The 18,930-nt window shown below is 38.8% G+C and carries 21 protein-coding genes and 2 other annotated features; of the genes, 19 read left to right on the top strand and 2 right to left on the bottom strand.

Annotated features, from left to right (window positions below; all coding sequences use genetic code 11):
* The first annotated feature begins 203 nt into the window (after window positions 1–203).
* The 13 genes from thrS to HMPREF0493_RS02015 all read left to right on the top strand — a co-directional run bounded on the left by thrS (window position 204) and on the right by HMPREF0493_RS02015 (window position 10,969).
* The gene (thrS, locus tag HMPREF0493_RS02075) at window positions 204–2,138 is read left to right on the top strand and encodes a threonine--tRNA ligase (RefSeq protein ID WP_040456914.1); all 1,935 of its coding nucleotides are present in this window, start codon (window positions 204–206) and stop codon (window positions 2,136–2,138) included.
* A gap of 48 nt (window positions 2,139–2,186) precedes the next feature.
* Window positions 2,187–2,297: a sequence feature (ribosomal protein L20 leader region), on the top strand.
* 25 nt (window positions 2,298–2,322) lie between these two features.
* Window positions 2,323–2,856 (top strand): translation initiation factor IF-3, encoded by a 534-nt coding sequence (gene infC, locus HMPREF0493_RS02070; RefSeq protein WP_080881244.1) that lies wholly within the window; start codon window positions 2,323–2,325, stop codon window positions 2,854–2,856.
* Between the two features lie 20 nt (window positions 2,857–2,876).
* Window positions 2,877–3,077, top strand: coding sequence for a 50S ribosomal protein L35 (gene rpmI / locus HMPREF0493_RS02065; protein WP_006351599.1), 201 nt, complete (start codon window positions 2,877–2,879; stop codon window positions 3,075–3,077).
* A gap of 43 nt (window positions 3,078–3,120) precedes the next feature.
* Window positions 3,121–3,477: a 50S ribosomal protein L20 gene (gene rplT, locus HMPREF0493_RS02060; RefSeq protein ID WP_006351598.1), complete on the top strand. Its 357-nt coding sequence runs from the start codon at window positions 3,121–3,123 to the stop codon at window positions 3,475–3,477.
* A 94-nt stretch (window positions 3,478–3,571) separates the two neighbouring features.
* Window positions 3,572–4,114 (top strand): YqeG family HAD IIIA-type phosphatase, encoded by a 543-nt coding sequence (locus tag HMPREF0493_RS02055; protein ID WP_006351597.1) that lies wholly within the window; start codon window positions 3,572–3,574, stop codon window positions 4,112–4,114.
* On the top strand, window positions 4,107–5,216 hold the full coding sequence (gene yqeH, locus HMPREF0493_RS02050) for a ribosome biogenesis GTPase YqeH (protein ID WP_006351596.1): 1,110 nt from the start codon (window positions 4,107–4,109) through the stop codon (window positions 5,214–5,216). The genes HMPREF0493_RS02055 and yqeH overlap by 8 nt, the downstream gene beginning before the upstream one ends.
* A gap of 11 nt (window positions 5,217–5,227) precedes the next feature.
* Window positions 5,228–5,866 (top strand): nicotinate-nucleotide adenylyltransferase, encoded by a 639-nt coding sequence (locus tag HMPREF0493_RS02045; RefSeq protein WP_006351595.1) that lies wholly within the window; start codon window positions 5,228–5,230, stop codon window positions 5,864–5,866.
* Entirely contained in the window at window positions 5,859–6,455 is a 597-nt protein-coding gene (gene yqeK / locus HMPREF0493_RS02040; protein WP_006351594.1) for a bis(5'-nucleosyl)-tetraphosphatase (symmetrical) YqeK, read from the top strand. Before HMPREF0493_RS02045 ends, yqeK begins: the two co-directional genes overlap by 8 nt.
* Window positions 6,456–6,469: 14 nt before the next feature.
* Window positions 6,470–6,817 carry a ribosome silencing factor gene (gene rsfS / locus HMPREF0493_RS02035; protein WP_006351593.1) on the top strand — a complete coding sequence of 116 codons (348 nt, stop codon included), beginning with the start codon at window positions 6,470–6,472 and terminating at the stop codon, window positions 6,815–6,817.
* Window positions 6,818–6,821: 4 nt separating this feature from the next.
* On the top strand, window positions 6,822–7,970 hold the full coding sequence (locus HMPREF0493_RS02030; RefSeq protein WP_006351592.1) for a nucleotidyltransferase: 1,149 nt from the start codon (window positions 6,822–6,824) through the stop codon (window positions 7,968–7,970).
* 1 nt (window position 7,971) lies between these two features.
* Window positions 7,972–8,526, top strand: coding sequence for a YceD family protein (locus HMPREF0493_RS02025; protein WP_006351591.1), 555 nt, complete (start codon window positions 7,972–7,974; stop codon window positions 8,524–8,526).
* Window positions 8,527–8,673: 147 nt separating this feature from the next.
* Window positions 8,674–9,390 (top strand): response regulator transcription factor, encoded by a 717-nt coding sequence (locus HMPREF0493_RS02020; protein WP_040456953.1) that lies wholly within the window; start codon window positions 8,674–8,676, stop codon window positions 9,388–9,390.
* Window positions 9,368–10,969, top strand: coding sequence for a HAMP domain-containing sensor histidine kinase (locus tag HMPREF0493_RS02015; protein ID WP_006351589.1), 1,602 nt, complete (start codon window positions 9,368–9,370; stop codon window positions 10,967–10,969). The genes HMPREF0493_RS02020 and HMPREF0493_RS02015 overlap by 23 nt, the downstream gene beginning before the upstream one ends.
* A 47-nt stretch (window positions 10,970–11,016) precedes the next feature.
* Here the strand turns inward: HMPREF0493_RS02015 and yidC are convergent, their stop codons facing one another.
* A complete protein-coding gene (yidC, locus tag HMPREF0493_RS02010; RefSeq protein WP_006351588.1) occupies window positions 11,017–11,982 on the bottom strand; it encodes a membrane protein insertase YidC in 966 nt (321 codons plus the stop codon).
* Between the two features lie 31 nt (window positions 11,983–12,013).
* A complete protein-coding gene (locus HMPREF0493_RS02005) occupies window positions 12,014–12,289 on the bottom strand; it encodes an acylphosphatase (RefSeq protein WP_006351587.1) in 276 nt (91 codons plus the stop codon).
* A 98-nt stretch (window positions 12,290–12,387) separates the two neighbouring features.
* Between HMPREF0493_RS02005 and HMPREF0493_RS02000 the strand changes: the two genes are divergently transcribed.
* From HMPREF0493_RS02000 to HMPREF0493_RS01975, 6 genes are all read left to right on the top strand, one after another.
* Window positions 12,388–13,152 carry a TrmH family RNA methyltransferase gene (locus HMPREF0493_RS02000; RefSeq protein WP_006351586.1) on the top strand — a complete coding sequence of 255 codons (765 nt, stop codon included), beginning with the start codon at window positions 12,388–12,390 and terminating at the stop codon, window positions 13,150–13,152.
* A gap of 86 nt (window positions 13,153–13,238) precedes the next feature.
* Complete coding sequence (locus HMPREF0493_RS01995; RefSeq protein WP_006351585.1) at window positions 13,239–13,598, top strand: winged helix-turn-helix transcriptional regulator; 360 nt, start codon at window positions 13,239–13,241, stop codon at window positions 13,596–13,598.
* 38 nt (window positions 13,599–13,636) lie between these two features.
* Window positions 13,637–13,846 (top strand) — a binding site (T-box leader).
* Window positions 13,847–13,908: 62 nt separating this feature from the next.
* Entirely contained in the window at window positions 13,909–14,958 is a 1,050-nt protein-coding gene (gene pheS, locus HMPREF0493_RS01990) for a phenylalanine--tRNA ligase subunit alpha (protein ID WP_006351584.1), read from the top strand.
* Window positions 14,958–17,372 (top strand): phenylalanine--tRNA ligase subunit beta, encoded by a 2,415-nt coding sequence (gene pheT / locus HMPREF0493_RS01985; protein ID WP_006351583.1) that lies wholly within the window; start codon window positions 14,958–14,960, stop codon window positions 17,370–17,372. Before pheS ends, pheT begins: the two co-directional genes overlap by 1 nt.
* A gap of 82 nt (window positions 17,373–17,454) precedes the next feature.
* Window positions 17,455–17,931: a transcription elongation factor GreA gene (gene greA / locus HMPREF0493_RS01980; RefSeq protein WP_006351582.1), complete on the top strand. Its 477-nt coding sequence runs from the start codon at window positions 17,455–17,457 to the stop codon at window positions 17,929–17,931.
* 54 nt (window positions 17,932–17,985) lie between these two features.
* Entirely contained in the window at window positions 17,986–18,897 is a 912-nt protein-coding gene (locus HMPREF0493_RS01975; RefSeq protein ID WP_006351581.1) for an L-lactate dehydrogenase, read from the top strand.
* Window positions 18,898–18,930 lie beyond the last annotated feature (33 nt).

Raw genomic sequence — 18,930 nt, 5'->3', positions numbered from 1 at the left:
AGAAGAACCTAGTTCTGGAAGTTCTTCATTAGAAAGTCGTCCCGATTCTTTCGCTCCCAAAATACAATAAAATGGGTGAGCTCCTTTATCAGTTCATACGAGAGGCTAGACGTACGCTAGTCTGAATTTTGGGTGGAACCACGCTAATTAACGTCCCAGTGCTGTATGGCACTGGGGCTTTTTTATTTTTCTGGAGGGAAATAATGAGTTTTTCAATTACTTTGCCAGATGGCTCAAAGAAAGATTTTGATGAAAACTTGTCAATCGCTGATTTAGCACATAAGATTGCTACTTCACTTGGAAAAGCTGCTGTAGCAGGTAAGGTTAATGGTCAAATTGAACCACTTGACTACGAACTTGATAGTGATGCTGAAGTTGCAATCATCACTGATAAGGATAAAGAAGGCTTAGATGTTTTGCGTGCTACTGCCGCATTCCTTTTTGAAGCAGTTGCTAAAGCTAAATATCCAAAGCTTCACTTAGGTGAACATGTTACCGATGAAGGTGGCTTCTATGTTGATACTGACAAGGATGACCAAATTAAGATTGGTGAATTGCCAGAACTTGAAAAAGCTATGGAAAAGGCTATTAAGAACGGTGAAAAGATTGAACACGTTCGCGTAAGCAAGTCAGATCTTGAAGATGAATATAAAGACGATCCATACAAGAGTGCACTTCTTGCTAAGATTGACGATGATGTTGTTGATGCATATAAGCTTGGCGACTTTGTTGACTTTGGCTTTGACGCACTTCTTCCAAACACTGGCAAGATCAAGCACTTCAAGCTTTTGTCAGTAGCTGGTGCTTACTGGGGGGGCAAATCTTCAAACCCAATGCTTCAAAGAATCTTTGGTACTGCCTTCTTCAAGGAAGCTGACTTAAAGGCTGATCTTAAGCGTCGTCAAGAAATCAAGGAACGTGACCACAGAACTATTGGTCGTGACCTTGACCTCTTCTTCGTTGATCCAAAGGTTGGTGCAGGTCTTCCTTACTGGATGCCAAAGGGGGCTACCATTCGTCGTGTCGTTGAACGTTACATCATCGACCGTGAAGTAGCTGACGGTTACCAACACGTATATACTCCAGTTTTGATGAACCTTGATGCTTATAAGACTTCAGGTCACTGGGCACACTACCGTGACGATATGTTCCCACCAATGGACATGGGTGATGGCGAAATGCTTGAACTTCGTCCAATGAACTGTCCTTCACATATTCAAATCTTTAAGCACCACATTCGTTCATACCGTGACTTGCCACTTCGTGTTGCTGAACTTGGTATGATGCACAGATATGAAAAATCCGGTGCTTTGTCAGGTCTTCAACGTGTACGTGAAATGACTTTGAACGATGGTCACACCTTTGTTGCCTTGGATCAAGTTCAAGATGAATTTGCTAAGATTTTGAAGTTGATCATGGATGTTTACAAAGACTTTGACATTACTGACTACTACTTCAGACTTTCATACCGTGATCCAAAGAACACTCAAAAGTACTTTGCCAACGATGAAATGTGGGAAAGAAGTCAAAAGATGCTTAAAGGTGCTATGGATGACCTTGGCCTTGACTATGTTGAAGCTGAAGGTGAAGCTGCCTTCTACGGTCCAAAGCTTGATATTCAAACTAAGACTGCTTTAGGTAATGATGAAACCATGTCAACTATTCAACTTGACTTCATGCTTCCAGATCGTTTCGGTTTGACTTATGTTGGTAAAGATGGTGAAGAACACCGTCCAGTTATGATTCACCGTGGTATCGTAGGTACTATGGAAAGATTCATCGCTTACTTGACCGAAATTTACAAGGGTGCCTTCCCAACTTGGCTTGCACCAATTCAAGCTGAAATCATTCCAGTTAACAATGACGCTCACGGCGAATATGCAGAAAAGGTTCGTCAAGAACTTGCTAAGCGCGGCTTCAGAGCAGAAGTTGACAACCGTAATGAAAAGCTTGGCTACAAGATTCGTGAATCACAAACCCAAAAGGTACCATACACTTTGGTATTAGGTGATGAAGAAATGAAGTCAAATAGCGTAAACGTTCGTCGTTACGGTACTGATGAAGAAATCTCAAAGAGTCTTGATGACTTCATTAACGAAATTGATGCTGACGTCAAGTCATACTCACGTAAAAACTAAAATCTCTTGTTGACTGATAAGAGTTAAACGAGTATACTATTTCTAGTTGAGAACAAGAAGAAGCTCCCGCTTCTCGCCTAAGTTAATAAACCTCTGGGCTGATCGATAATTTCTGTTGATTAAAGGTGGGTGTTACTTATCCCGCCTTTTTCTTGTCCTCAAATTAACACGGAGGTGAAGAATCATACCAAGGGATTTAATCTTAAACGATCGAATTCGTGCACGCGAGGTTCGTTTAATCGATGCAAATGGTAAACAATTAGGCGTTGTTTCAAAGAGTGAAGCCATGCGTCAAGCTAGTGACGCTGGACTTGATTTAGCTTTGATTTCGCCCAATGCTAAGCCACCAGTTGCTCGAATCATGGACTATGGTAAGTACCGTTTCCAACAACAAAAGAAGTTGAAGGAATCTCGTAAGAATTCCAAGACGGTTAGTGTCAAGGAAATTCGTTTAAGTCCAACAATTGAAGGAAACGACTTTGATACTAAGTTGAAGCATGCTAAAAAGTTCCTTACTAAAGAAGGAGCCAAGGTTCGTGTTTCTATTCGTTTCAGAGGTCGAGCAATCACTCACAAGGAATTAGGTCAACAAGTACTTGAAAAGATGGCTGAAGCTACTTCAGATATTGCAACAGTTATCAGCAGACCTAAAATGGAAGGTCGTTCAATGTTCTTGATGCTTGCACCTAAGAGTGAAAAAGACAAAAAGAATAACTAATTAATTGGAGGAATTTAACAATGCCAAAAATGAAAACACACCGCGCTTCTGCTAAGCGTTTTAAGAGAACTGCTAATGGTGGTTTAAAGCGTCATCACGCATTTACTGGTCACCGTTTCCACGGTAAGACTAAGAAGCAACGTCGTCATTTGAGAAAAGCTGCTATGGTTTCACGCAGTGATATGAAGCGCATCAAACAGATGCTTTCCCAAATGCGTTAATTATTATTTAAGTACGATATAACGATATTAGGAGGAATTTCTGATGCCAAGAGTTAAAGGTGGAACTGTAACACGTAAACGTCGTAAGAAGATTATGAAGCTTGCCAAGGGTTACCGTGGCGCAAAGCATATGCAATTTAAGGCTGCAAGCACTCAATTGTTTGTTTCCTACAAGTACGCATTCCGTGACCGTAGAAAGCGTAAGAGCGAATACAGAAAGTTATGGATCGCTCGTATTAACGCAGCTGCAAGACAAAACGATATTTCATATTCTAAGTTAATGCACGGCTTAAAGTTGGCCGGTGTTGACATGAACCGTAAGATGCTTGCTGACATTGCTTACAACGATGCAGAAACTTTTGCTAAGTTAGCAGATACTGCTAAAAAAGCTTTAAACTAAAAGAGTTAAAGAAAGCTGGGAATTTCCCAGTTTTTTTTATACCTAAATTTATCAAATCGGGTCCTTTTCTGATAATATTAGAGATAGTACATTAATGAAGGGAATTTATAGAATGTTATTTCGCCCGAAATACACAATTGATACAATTTATCATTTAAAAACAGAAAAACTTCAAGCTATGGGAATCAAGGCGGTTTTCTCAGATTTGGATAATACGCTTTTAGCTTGGAACAAATTTGAAACTGCCAAAGAAATGGATAAGTTAAATCAACGCTTGCAAAAAGCTCGCATCAAGCTGGTTGTCATTTCAAATAATAATGCCGAAAGAGTAGGCAAAGTTTTAAATCCATATCACATTGCCTTTGTTGCCAAATCTAAAAAGCCATTGCCTTTTGCAATTAGCAAAGAGAGAGAAGAATTAGGTTTAAATAAAAAGCAAGTCATGATGGTCGGTGACCAATTAATCACCGATATGCAGGCTGGCAATTTGGCCGGTGTCCAAACAGTATTAGTCAAGCCACTGGTTGAAACTGACAAGTGGAATACGCGAATCAATCGCTTTTTCGAAAAAATTATTTTCTTCTTTTTAGCCTTGTCACATCGCGTAACCTTTAAGGAGACATTGAAAAATGGATGATGAAATTATTTGTATTGGTTGTGGTGCTGTTTTGCAATCAGACGACCCAAAAAAGGCCGGCTATTTGCCAGCTGCCGCTTTAAAGAAGGCGGAAGCAGGAGAAACGGACAACGTTTATTGTCAACGCTGTTTTCGTTTGCGTCATTATAATGAAATCATGCCTGTTGATCTGAATAATGATGATTTCTTGGCATTGCTGAATTCACTGGCAACTAAGAAGGCTTTAGTAGTGAATGTAGTTGATTTGTTTGACTTTTCTAACTCATTGCTAGCCTCGCTTAAACGTTTTGTCGGCGATAACGAATTTATCCTAGTCGGTAATAAGTTTGATCTTTTTCCTTTAAATTCTCGTCAAAGTCGAATTAAAGACTGGATGCGTCAAGAAGCAAATCGCATGGGATTGTATCCCTCAAAAATCTTTTTAATTTCAGCTGCTCGCCAAAAGAACTTGGATGAGCTGATTGAGTATTTAGATCAAGCTTCACAAGACCGTGATATTTACTTTGTTGGAATGACCAATGTCGGCAAGTCAACTTTAATTAATGCCATTATTGATAAAATGGGCGATATAAAGGACGTAATTACTACGTCTCGTTTTCCAGGAACTACGCTTGATCGCATTGAAATTCCACTTGAAAATGGCCACCACCTGATTGATACGCCGGGAATTATGAGTACGAATCAGTTGGCCACTCGTCTTAACGCTGCCGATCTTGAAGTAGTCTCACCTAAAAAACCGATTAAACCTGCTACCTTTCAGTTGCTGCCTGGAAATACCATCTTTTTGGGTGGTTTAGGCCGAATCGACTATCTTAAAGGTCAATCTACCAGCTTTACGGTTTATGCTGCACGAGGCGTTAAACTGCATCGTACTAAGACTGCAAATGCGGATGATTTTTATCAAAAACACGTGGGCGAGTTATTGACTCCGCCAACCGGTGAAAATTATTTGCCGGCGCTCAAAGGACAGGAGTATCACACTGATTACAAGAGTGATTTGCTCTTTGGTGGTGTCGGTTTCGTTACTGTTCCAAAAGACTGTGTTGTGAAGACCTATACACCTGATAAAATAGGATTAGGTATTCGTAGAGCTTTAATTTAGAGGTTTTAATCATGGCAAATACGAAATGTGTTGAAAAAAAGCCTGTCACAAAAGTAGAACCTAAAATAGATGAAGATAAGCGTGGCCGTCAAATTGGAATAATGGGCGGAACATTCGATCCTGTTCATATTGCTCACTTAGTTGCAGCTGAGCAGGCAATGACGAAGTTGCGCCTTGATGAGGTTTGGTTTATTCCGGACAATATCCCGCCGCATAAAAATGCGCCGCTGACTTCTGCAAAGGATCGGGCTACTATGCTTGAATTGGCAACGCGAGACAATCCAAAGTTTCGAGTAAAACTGTTGGAATTGTTCCGCGGCGGCGTATCTTATGCGATTGATACGATGCGCTATCTTAAGGAAAAAGCACCGCAGAATAATTACTACTTAATTATGGGCAGTGATCAAGTTAACAGTTTCCACACCTGGAAAGAAGCGCCAGAATTGGTAAAATTGGTTACGCTAGTAGGTATTCGTCGTCCAGGCTATCCGCAAGATCCGCAGTATCCAATGATTTGGGTTGATGCACCAGACATTCGTTTGTCTTCGACTGCAATTCGTCGTTCAGTTGCTACTGGTACTTCAATTCGGTATTTGGTACCGGAAAGCGTTCGGCAATATATTGAAGAAAAGGGGCTTTACCGTGACTGATTTGTTTTTTAAGAAAACCTATTCACCGCTTTCTAGTGATGAAATAATTGCTAAAGAAAAATCAAATATGGATAATAAACGCTTCCAGCACTGTGTTAGAGTAAGCGAGACTTCACGCAAATTAGCTAAATTAAATGATTATGATGAGGATAAGGCTGCTCTGGCAGGATTTGTTCATGACTATGCCAAGCAAGTGCCAGTTGAAGAGTATCGCAAAGTAATCAAAAATGAAGGCTTTGATCAAGATTTGCTTAACTGGAATCGTGCAATTTGGCATGGGATTGTCGGAACATATTTTATCAAGCGTGATTTAAAGATTACTGATCCTGAAATTTTAAAAGCTGTTTGGCGCCATACTACTGCTGATAAGGAAATGACTACTTTGGACAAGATTGTCTTTATGGCTGATTTTATTGAACCAGGTCGTGATTTTCCCGGAGTAGAAGAGGCACGCAAAATAACTTATGCCAATTTAGATGCAGGCGTTGGTTATCAATTGGCACATACGCTAGAATTTTTGATTGAACAAAGAAATAAAATTTATCCCCGCAGCTTAGAAGCTTATAACGTGTGGAGTGTTAACAAATAAATAAGGAGAAAGATTTGAAGAATACTGAAGTTTTAGATTTTGTTTTAAAAGCAATTAGTGACCGTCATGGGGAAGATACTGAGGCTTACGATATGCGCGGCATTAGTATTTTATCCGACTTTTTTGTTGTTACCAGTGCCGGCTCAAACAGACAATTGCATGCGATTGCTAACTCAATTGTCGATGAAGCTCACGAAAATAATTACACTGACTATCGAATTGAAGGTACTAGAGATTCAAATTGGCTTTTGCTTGATTTAGGTGACGTTGTAGTCAATATCTTTACTAGAGAAGCTCGTGAATTTTATAACCTTGAAAAACTATGGGCAGATGGTAAAAAGTTAGAGATAAAGGAAGACTAAATTCATGAGTGTAGTTGGGATCATTGCTGAATATAATCCTTTTCATAGCGGTCATGAATTTTTGCTCAATCAGGCACGTTTGGTGGCTGGTAAAGATCCAATTATTGTTTTGATGTCAGGCAATTACGTTCAGCGTGGCGAAATGGCAATTATGAATAAATGGTCGCGTGCTAGAACCGCCCTGCAGTCAGGTGCAGATCTGGTTTTTGAAATGCCTTTTTCCACTTCGGTTGAACCAGCTGATCTTTTTGCTTTGGGCAGCATCGAAGCTTTAGCAAAATTAGGGGTCAAGACATTAGTTTTCGGTGTAGAAGATGCCAACTTGAATTTTGCCTATCTGGGTTCAAAAATTGCTGAAATTCCACCAAATTCGATGAATTTTAAGGATTATAGTCAAACCTATTCTACGCAATATAATCAAATGGTTGCTCGTGAAGTAGGCTACGAGGTTAATGCTCCAAACGCAATTCTTGGGTTAGCTTATGCCGTTGCCAATCATAATTTGGACTCTCCAATGCAGCTGCATCCAATTAATCGGATTGGGGTTAATCACGATGATATTTTGCAAAGAAATGGCGTTGTTCAAAGCGCAAGTGCGATTCGCAACTTGCTTCTGCACGATGAGGATAAAAGTCAGTTAAAGACTTGGCTGCCCAAGGCAGAAGCAATTGAACTTGCTAAACAGAAAGTATATCCAAACTGGAACTTAATGTTTCCATTTTTAAAATATCGCATCGAATCATCTTCTATTTCTGAATTGCAAAGTATTTATCAGATGAGTGAAGGCCTAGAATACAAGATGAAGGCAGAAATTCATCTGGCTAGGGAATTTACTGAATTTTTGCGGCGAATAAAATCTAAGCGCTATACATATTCTCGCTTGCGTCGTCTGTGTCTATATACGCTTTTGAATGTAACGCAAGATGATATGATTGATAGCTTTAATGATGAAAGCTTGACCCTTTTGGGATTCAGCAAGCTAGGACGGCGCTACTTAAAGGATATTCGCAAAGAAAATTTGAATATTGTATCCAAAGTTGATAAACGCAATTCTAAAAATGGCTCACTCAAACTGCAGGTGCGAGTGGATCGGTTATTTGAACAAATAATGCATGTTGATCAGAACTTTGGTCAACGTCCAATCGAGGTATAAAATGCTCTCAATTAATTTTTCAAAAGTTAAAAACAATGCTGCGCCAATGGTTCATATCGAGTGTGAAGTTGAAGTTCGTCCAGAATTTTTGAAGCGCAGTCAAAAACTCTTGTATCAAGCAAAAAATATCAAAGTCAGTGGCGACTTGTTTTATGATGAGCCATACGTCACTGGAAATTTTAAAGTCAGTGCGGATTTAGTGGTTCCATCTAGCAGAAGTCTAGCACCTGTAGATGATCATGAAGAGTTTTCTTTTACAGAGAACTACAGCCAAGATAAGCCAACTAAGGATGAGCTGGATGAAAATCCGGATCCAATTGTCACGATAAACAATGATACGATCGACTTGCAAACTGCTGTCGAAGATAATATTTTGTTAAATATTCCTACCACTATTTTAACAGAGAAAGAAAAAGACGAGCACATTTATCCAGAGGGCAAGGGTTGGGAAGTTGTTTCCGAAAAGGCCTTTGATGAAGGGAAAAAGAATCAAATTAATCCTGCTTTTGCAAAATTAAAGGGCTTATTTGATGATCAAAATAAAAATAAGAAATAAATATTTGTTAGAGTAATCAATTATTTTTTAAGATTGGTTGCTTTTTTTCTTGTTTTTGGATGTTTTTTAAAGTATCCTTTAATTATGAAACCTTTATTAACAGTTTTGTTAAGTAAAGTTAATTATGGACAGGAACTGAGTAAAATCATGGCAAAAATTCTGATTATTGAAGATGAAAAAAATTTAGCTCGTTTTGTACAATTGGAATTACAACACGAGAACTATGAAACGGTCGTTGAAAATAATGGTCGTAAAGGCTTGGATCGAGCTTTAAATGAAAATTTTGACGCTATTCTGCTCGACTTAATGTTGCCGGATTTAAACGGCTTGGAAATAGCACGTCGGGTTCGTCAATCTAAGACTACTCCTATTATTATGATGACTGCTAGAGATTCAGTTATCGACCGTGTTTCTGGCTTGGACCACGGTGCAGACGATTATATTGTTAAACCATTCGCAATTGAGGAATTATTAGCTCGATTACGTGCTGTTTTACGCCGTGTAAAGATTGAGAAAGAAGCTCAAAACGTAACTGTAGCCAAGCAGCAAACTGTAAAATTTAAAGATTTAACAATTGAAACAGCCAACAGAATTGTTCACCGCGGCGATGGCAAGGCAATTGATCTTACAAAACGTGAATACAACTTGTTAATGACTTTGATTCACAACAAAAACAATGTTGTTAGTCGTGACGAACTTCTTAATAAGATTTGGGGTCCAGAATCAAATATTGAAACCAACGTTGTTGAAGTATACGTTCGTTACTTGCGTAACAAGATTGATGTCCCAGGTCGCCCTTCTTACATTAAAACTGTGCGTGGCACGGGTTATATGGTAAGAGATGAAGATGATGACAAAGAATAAGAAGAGAAATAAGAAAATAAAAGAGACCCAACACTCATCGCTTATTGTTAGATGGGTAAGTATCGTTTCATTGACGATCATGGTCTCTTTTCTTATTTTTTCAATGGTAATTTATTCGACTGTCAACCAGCAGTCAATGAAGCAGCAGGAATCAGTTTCCAACAGAGTGGTTGCCACTTTGAACTCATCGCTGGTTTCTATTCCGAAAGAACTGCAGATTTCAAATGTTATTCCCGCACTTTCACCCAGCACGCAAAGAATTTTAAACGGTGGACCAACGATTAATCATGATTCTTCCTCAAATTCTAGTGCTTTCAGTGATGCACTGATTTCTTCGATTTCCAATCCAGATATTAGTGTTGCTGTGTACAATCTTCATAATGAAGTTGTCTTCGCAAATGGTGAAGATACGCCGAAATTGCACAAATTTAAGGGCAGCTCCTGGCAAAAAGTTATACGAAGAAACAATAAGTCAACCTTAATTACTTCTCAAAAAATTGTCTCTACTAAGACTGGTAAAGTAACAGGCTATATTGTTGTTTCGAACAAAATGACTTATTACAATCACTTAATGAACAATTTGCTGCACCGTATGATTATTATTTCATTAGTGGCAATTGTCTTGTTTAGTGGGATTGCTTTCTTCATTGTGCGCGATGTTGTTAAGCCGATTAAAGAAATGGTTGGTGTTGCACAAAAAGTTAATGATGATCCAAACAGTGATGTCAGAATAAAAGACTTGAATCGAAATGATGAACTGGAAGATTTGGTTAAATCATTCAATAAAATGCTTGACCGAATGCAGCGCTATATTGATCAACAAAAGCAGTTTGTCAGTGATGTTTCGCATGAATTGCGGACTCCGGTTGCCGTTATTGAGGGACATTTGAATATGTTGGAGCGTTGGGGAAAAGATGATCCGGAAATTCTGGATGAATCTATCAAAGCATCCCTGCAAGAGGCAGATCGAATGAAGCATTTGATTCAGGAAATGCTTGATTTGACAAGGGCTGAACAAATCGATGTTCAATATCCTAATGCTTATACAAACGTAAATGAGGTCCTAAGTCGTGTAGTTGATGATTTGGCTCTAGTCCACCAGGACTTTAATTTGCAGCTGGATGTAGACGATTTGCCTGCAAATACGTATATTCAAATGTATCACGGCCATTTAGAACAAATTTTGGTTATTTTGATTGATAATGGCATAAAATATTCAACCGATCGCAAGCAGATTAATGTTTCGGCCGGTGTAACTCAGAATAATGTTCGAATTGTTGTTCAGGACTTCGGTGAAGGAATTTCAAAGGATGATCAAAGCAAGATCTTTAACCGCTTCTATCGAGTTGATAAGGCTAGAACGCGTGAAAAGGGTGGCAATGGCTTAGGTCTTACGATCGCTCAGAAGCTTGTAGAAAGCTATAATGGCAAGATTAGCGTTGAATCAGTCGAAGGTCAAGGAAGTCAATTTAAGATCGCCTTTCCAATTCTAACTCCACAAAAATTAGACAAGCTTAAAAAGATTGAAGCGGAAAAAGAAAAGACTGAAGAGCCAAAAAAGCCGGAAGGAATCTTATAAAAAAAGACAGGATTTTAAATCCTGTCTTTTTTCGTATTCAATGATCTTTATTTACGTTTTTGTTGTTTGCCTTGATTGCGTTTACGCAAATCCTGATGCAATTCTCTTGTTTCGCTAGAAGCATCTGTTGCAGCACCATTAAAGAGATCATCAATGTCCTTCTTAGTAACGACGGTTTGAATAGGATGATCTTTAATTTCAGCTGCAACGCGTTTCTTTTCGCGTGGCGTAATAACAAATGTTACCAGTATCTGTTGAATAATTGTTACAAAGTTGCCGGCTGCCCAGTACAAAGCCAAAGCACCAGAGAAGGATAAACTGAAGAACAAGGTCATAATTGGGTTCATGAACATCATAGACTGCATTGTCTTCTTTTGTTCCTTAGGGATGCCGATTAATGAAATGTAGCCTTGAATAACTGCAAAAACAGTCGCAATAATTGCTAAAACAAGAGACTTGCTGTTCAAGGAAATTCCAAAGAATGAAGCTTCTCTCAAAACTGATGAATAAGCAACGGCTGAGTAAATTCCCATCATGATTGGCATTTGAATCAATAATGGCAGACAGCCGATTCCACCAGTTAAAGAAACGTTATTCTTTTGGTATAATTCACGCTGCCATTTGGATAACTGCATTTGCTGCTCAGGAGTCATCGGCTTGTGTTTCATGCCTTCTTGAATCAGCTTCATTTGTGGCTGCAAGCGAGCCATCTTTTCTTGCTGGGTGACGCTCTTCTTTTGTTGGACTAGCATTAATGGCAAAAGGATTGTTCTTACGACTAAGGTAATAATGACAATGGCCCAGCCTGCGCCATTCGCACCTTTGATTGCATTAGCCGTTTTAAGCATTACGTTTTGCAGTGGAATTCCAATCCATGTGTAGACCCAGCCATAAATTCCACCATGTGGCGGAATGCCTTTTTGCGGGTTCCCGCCAGAGGAACAGCCGGTGACGATCACGGCTACTAATAAGACCAAAACTAAGAGACCTAAATATTTACGATATTTTTTCATTCAATTCACCTGATTTGTTTTCTTTCTGACCTTAATATAATACATGAAAGTCATGCATCTTTTCCACGCCCGGCAGCTCTTCTGCCTGAATATTTTCGATTTTGGCAAAAGGTGAGATATGTTTGGGCAAATTTTGAATAAATGAATTGACTGTTTGCTTGTCAGCTTGCAGAATGATCGTGACAGTGGAATCAGCATTATTTTTAACAGTCCCATTGATTCCTAAGCTTTGAGCATAGTTTAGAACACTCCAGCGAAAGCCTACGCCTTGAACGAGACCGGAGACAACTAATTTCCAAGTTTCCATATGATAATATCCCCTTTATAAAATCAACTATCTTTAATTCTAACATGTTAATTTTAATAAATGTCATTTAAAATAGGGAGATAGAAAAGAGGACAAACATGAAACAAATCAGTTCAGTAAACAATAAGCTTGTCAAAGAATTAGAAAAACTCAATAAAAAGAAATATCGTGAAGAAACCGGTCTTTACTTAATTGAAGGCTTCCATTTGTTTGAAGAAACATTAAAGGCCAACCGCAAATTTATTTATCTGCTTGGTACCGATGAAGCACTAAATAAGGCGGAAGAAGCTGGGGTTAGTTTAGACGCTAAAAACGTTATCTTGATTAATAAAGCAATTGCGCGGCATTTGAGTTCAACCAAGAATTCGCAAGAAATTTTCGCTGTGTTAAAAATTGCTCAACCAAAAGATTTCTCTTTTAATTATGGCAAATGGGTTTTGCTTGATAATTTAGCTGATCCTGGCAATGTGGGTACGATTATTAGAACTGCAGATGCGGCTGGCTTTAATGGGGTTGTTTTGTCACCAGAGAGTGTTGATTTATATAATCCTAAAACTCAGCGCGCAATGCAGGGAAGTCAATTTCATATCGATATCATCATTAAAGATTTGACTGATGTCATTACCCAATTGGAGGCTAGCGATATTCCAGTTTATGCCAGCATGCTGGATAAAACTGCAAAAAAATTGCCTGATTTTGAAAAAGTAGCACAACTTGGTCTAGTTATTGGCAACGAGGCTCATGGAGTAAGTGATTTTATTGCCAACTTAAGCGATACTAAACTGTATATTCCAATTTTTGGTCAAGCCGAATCACTCAATGCGGCCGTTGCTGCCGGTATTATGATTTATCATTTTGCGTAAGACACTTTGCTTGTTTTTAGTAAGTAGCTTATTTATAATAAAATCAAAGCTAAAAATAACAATTATATTTGCAGGAGGTATTACTTATGGCTCAAGGAGTAAAAGAAAAGAGCATCAAAGATTGTGGCTGTAAAAACCCCGCTGATTACGAATTATGCCAGCATTTTATCCATGCTTTTGAAATTATTGGCAAAAAGTGGAATGGCTTGATTATTAGTTCACTATGCGACACAAAAATGATGCGTTTTAAGGATTTGGCTCGTTGCGTAACTGCTTGTTCAGACAGAATTTTGGTTGAAAGACTCAAGGAGCTTGAAAAGGATGGCATCGTTAAAAGAACTGTCGATAAGGACACTGGTATTATTTCTTATGGCTTAACAGCTAAGGGAGAAGCTTTGAAGCCAGTGTTTGATTCAGTTCACACTTGGGCAGATAAATGGACTTAAAGGCTTGCAAATTAAAACTTAATGAATTATCCTAATAATTAATTACTGAGAACAAGACTAGTAGCAATAAGAACTTGATTAGAGAGGCCTTTTTATTAGCTGAAAGAAAGGCTGAAGTTTAAGTTGTGAATTTCATCTTGCGAGTAGGATCTAATCAATTCCGGTATTTCACCGTTATCGAAAGCAAAAGTGTAGGCATAATCTTCTATGTCTAAACTAGGGTGGTACCGCGAAGCTTCGTCCCTTTTGAGGGATGAAGCTTTTTTATTCGAAAGGAAAAATTACTTTTTTATTCGAAAGGAAAAATTAAATGGACTTATTTGATAAGTTAAAAGAGCTCCGTGAAAAGGGACTCGAGGAAATCAAAAAAGCCTCTGATGAAAAGAAGCTTGATGAAGTACGGGTGCAATTGGTTGGCCGTAAGGGTGAATTGACCAAAATTTTACACTCATTAAGAGAAGTGGCGCCAGAAGATCGGCGCGAAGTTGGTCAAAGAGTAAATGAACTACGTGATTTGTTCAACAAGCAATTAGATGATTCGAAGAAGTCTCTTTTAGCAGCATTTATTGCTAAAAAGATGGAAGATGAACGCGTAGACGTTACCCTTCCAGGCAGAAGAAGCCATGTGGGGTCAAAGCACCCAATCAACATTATTTTGGATGATCTTGAAAAATATTTCATCGGAATGGGCTACACCGTTGTTCAAGGTCCAGAAATTGAAACTGACCACTACTGTTTTGAAATGATGAATTTGCCAAAAGATCACCCAGCTCGTGACATGCAAGCTACTTTCTATATTGATGACGAAAACTTGCTTCGGTCACAGACTTCGGGTGACCAAGCCCGTGTCCTTGAAAAGCATGATTTTTCAAAGGGTCCGTTAAAGATGGTAGGACCTGGTAAGGTTTACCGTCGTGACGATGACGACGCAATGCACTCACACCAATTCATGCAAATGGAAGGTTTGGTTGTTGATAAGCATGTCACTATGAGTGACTTAAAGGGCACGCTTGAAATGATCGCTAAGCATGTCTTTGGTCAGGATCGTGAAACTCGTCTTCGCCCAAGCTACTTTCCATTCACTGAACCTTCAGTTGAAATGGATGTTTCTTGCTTCAATTGTAATGGTAAGGGATGCCAAATTTGTAAATATACTGGTTGGATCGAAGTTCTAGGTGCTGGTATGGTTCAACCTAACGTTTTGGAAAATGCTGGCGTTGATTCAATTGTTTATGGTGGTTTTGCCTTTGGTGTTGGTCTTGATCGTTTTGCTATTTTGAAATACGGCATTGATGATATTCGTGATTTCTACACCAATGATAAACGTTTCTTGGAACAATTCCGTAAGGAGGAAGACTAATGCTAGTTTCATACAATTGGTTACAAGATTTTCTTAATTTAGATCAAGATCCAAAGGATTTAGCAGAAAAAATTACTAGAACAGGCGTTGAAATTGCTTCTGTTAATCACCCTCAAGAAGGCCTGAAAAAGATCGTTGTTGGTCACGTTTTAGATTGTAAGGCTGTTGAAGGCACCCACCTTCATTTAACTCACGTTGATGTCGGTGAAGATGAGCCATTGCAAATCGTTTGTGGTGCTCCAAACGTTGCCGCAGGTGAAAATGTAATTGTTGCTCTTCATGGCGCCAGAATTGCTGGCAATGAAAAGATCAAGAAGGGCAAAATCCGGGGCATGGAAAGCTACGGAATGCTCTGTGCTTTGCAAGAAATTGGCTTCAGTGACAGCACTGTTCCTGGGAAATACGTTAACGGTATTTATGTCTTCCCTGAAGATGCTGAAGTTAAGCCAGGCGATGATGTTTATCAAGCACTTGGCATGGACGACTACATTTTAGACTTTGATATTACGCCTAATCGTGCTGATACTTTATCAATGGAAGGTGCAGCCTACGAAGTTGGGGCAATTGTCAATGAAAAGCCTCAAATTGAAAATGTCGTGTTAAAAGAAGATGGCCCAGATTGGACATCAGAATTGGATGCTGAAGTTGACGAAAAGCTTGCCCCTAAGTATTACTTAAGAAAAGTTTCTGGCGTTAAAATTGGCGATTCACCATTATGGATGCAAAGACGTCTTTGGAATGCCGGCATTCGTCCAATCAACAATGTCGTTGATGTTACTAATTACGTTATGCTTTTGACTGGTCAACCAATGCATGCTTATGATGCTAAGACATTCAAGAGTGGCAAATTGGTTGTCAGAAAAGCCGAAAAGGGAGAAAAGCTGACTTTGCTCAATGACAAAGAGATTGAACTTGATCCAAACGATATTATTATTACCGACGGTGACAAACCAGTTATGATGGCTGGCGTCATGGGCGGCAAGAATTCAGAAGTAGAAAATGATACTACTGATGTTATTTTGGAATCAGCCGTCTTTGATGGAACTTTGGTTCGAAAAGCAGCTCTTCGTCATGCTAACAGAACTGAAGCTTCAAGTCGTTTTGAAAAGGGCATCAACTGGGATAATACCCAAAAAGCAATCGACATAGCAGCTCTTCTTCTTAGAAATGATGCTAGCGCAACTGTTAACGCTGGTGAAATCAAAGCTACTGACCAAACAAGAAAGCCGGCAGTAGTCAAGACCACTGTTTCTTATATTAATAATGTTCTTGGTACTGAATTATCAAGCGATGAAATGGTTAAAATTCTTGATCGTCTTTGCTTTGAAACTCAAGTTGATGGTGATCAATTAACTGTCACTGTTCCTAATAGAAGATGGGATATTGCTATTCCAGCTGATTTGGTTGAAGAAGTTGGCCGAATTTATGGTTATGATAATTTGAAGTCAACGCAACCTTTATTAGCTGAAACACATGGTGGATATTCTGAGGCCGAAACTAAGTTGCGTCGCGTAAAGAAAGTGGTTGAAGGTCAAGGCTTGATGGAAGCTATTTCTTACTCTTTGACTTCACCAGAAAAAGCAGTTCGTTTCACTATGAATCCTAAGCCATTAGCTGAAGTTGAAATGCCATTAAACTCAGCTCGTTCAGCAATGAGACAAAACCTGATGACTGGTTTGGTAGATGCTGCTAGCTACAACTTTGCTCGTAAGGAAAATGACTTGCACTTCTTTGAACAAGGTCGTGTTTATGATCATGACAATGATACTTTCAATGAACATGAACACCTTGCAACTTTGTATTCTGGCAGTATTTTTGAAGACAACTGGCAACACAAGAATGAAAAGGTTGATTTCTTCTATGTAAAGGGTCAATTAGAGGACTTGTTTGAAGCAATTGGCCTTGATGAAAACAAGATTGAGTACAAGGCTGCAGAAATTAACGGCATGCACCCAACCAGAACGGCTGCAATTTACCTTGATGGTCAATATATTGGGATGATCGGTATGATTGCTCATGCTGTAACGATGGCTGATAAGGCTTTAAGAGGTAGCGAACTTTATGGCTATGAATTAGACCTTGATGCCATTGATGCAACTTTAAATAAGGGCATGACTTCTAAGCCAGCACCTAAGTTCCCAGCAATTGAACGTGATCTTTCAATTTTGGTCAAGAAGGATGTAACCAATAGCGAAATTGAAAATGTCATTCTTGCTAATGCCGGCAAGTACTTGAAGAACCTTAAAGTAATTGATGTTTATGAAGGAAGTCATATTGAGCCAGGCAAGAAGAGTTTAGCTTACAATTTGACATTCTTAAATGAACACGATACTTTGACAGATGAAGTTGTTACTAAGGCAATGAACAAGATTACCGAAGCTTTAATGAATGACCTTGAAGTTAAGATACGTTAAAGGTTGACTTTATGGGGATAAATTAATATCATTGATCAATGCATAAAAGATTTATTTCTTCAAAATAAGGAGTATATGTTCAATGGCAGAAAAATCATTTCCAATGACTGCTGAAGGTAAAGAAAAGCTTGAAGCAGAATTAAGAGACTTAAAATTAGTAAAACGTCCAGAAGTTATTAAAAGAATAAAGGTTGCTCGTTCTTACGGTGACTTGTCTGAAAACTCAGAATATGATGCCGCAAAAGATGAGCAAAGTCACGTAGAAGACAGAATTGCACAAGTAGAAGAAATGCTTAAATATGCACAAGTTGTTGATGCAGATTCTGTTGATCCTAATGAAGTAGCTGTTGGTAAGACTGTTACTTATACTGAAGTTGGTGAAGACGATCCTGAAACCTACACCATCGTAGGTAGTGATGAATCAGATCCACTTAACGGCAAGATTTCTAACGATTCACCAATTGCCCAAGCTTTAATTGGCAAGAAGAAGGGCGAAACAGTATCAATTACCACTCCTGGTGGTAAATTTGACGTTGTTATTAACAAAGTTGAAGCTTAATGAAAAGGAATCAGGAGTAAAGCCTGGTCCCTTTTTGCTAGAAAGGTTTTTAAAATGAGAAAAATTGGAATTATCGGAATGGGTCACGTTGGTGCTACTGTAGCTTATACTCTTTTTACCCATGGAATTGCTGATGAATTAATTTTAATCGACAAAAATGAAAAGAAGGCCTCAGCTGAATATAATGACTTGCATGATACTTTGGCACGCAACAACTATTATGTTGATGTCAAAATGCAAGATTGGGATGGCTTGAAGGATGCCGAAATTATTGTTACCTCTTTTGGTGATATTGATGCTTCCGTTAAGACTGGCGATCGTTTTGGCGAATTTAACTTGAACGCAGCCAATGCCAAAGAAGTTGGTGAGAAGATTAAGAAGACCGGCTTCAAAGGTATTATTATTAATATTTCAAATCCTTGTGATGCCGTTTCTCAAATCTTGCAAGAAACCACTGGCTTGAAGAAGAATAGAGTATTTGGTACAGGTACTTTTCTTGATACTGCCAGAATGCAAAGAATTGTTGGTGAAAAGTTGGGGCAAGATCCAAAAAATGTTGAAGGCTTCGTTTTGGGCGAACATGGTTCCTCACAATTTACTGCTTGGTCAACGGTCCGTGTAAACAATAAGATTGCTTCGCAATTATTCAGCGAAGAAGATCAAGATAAGATCAGTGCCCAATCAAATAAGAACTCATTCAAAGTTGCTTTTGGCAAGGGCTATACTTCATATGCGATTGCAACTTGTGCAGTTAGATTGGTTCAAGCAGTCTTCTCAGATGCTAGATTGTTTGCACCAGTTTCAACTTATGACCCAGAATTCAAGACTTATATTGGCTATCCTGCAATTATTGGTCGTGATGGGATCGAAGAATTAATTCAATTGAAGCTTACTGATGAAGAACATACCAAATTAACCGAATCTGCCAACAAGATTAAGGAACATTTGGCAAGCCTTAAGAAATAATGATTTTGAATAAAAGAAAACGGCTAGGACAAA

Origin of the sequence: Lactobacillus amylolyticus DSM 11664 (genome assembly GCF_000178475.1) — a bacterium.
GTDB lineage: Bacteria > Bacillota > Bacilli > Lactobacillales > Lactobacillaceae > Lactobacillus > Lactobacillus amylolyticus.
The sequence above is the reverse complement of the archived record's forward strand: the minus strand, read 5'-3'. Positions and strand labels throughout refer to the sequence as shown.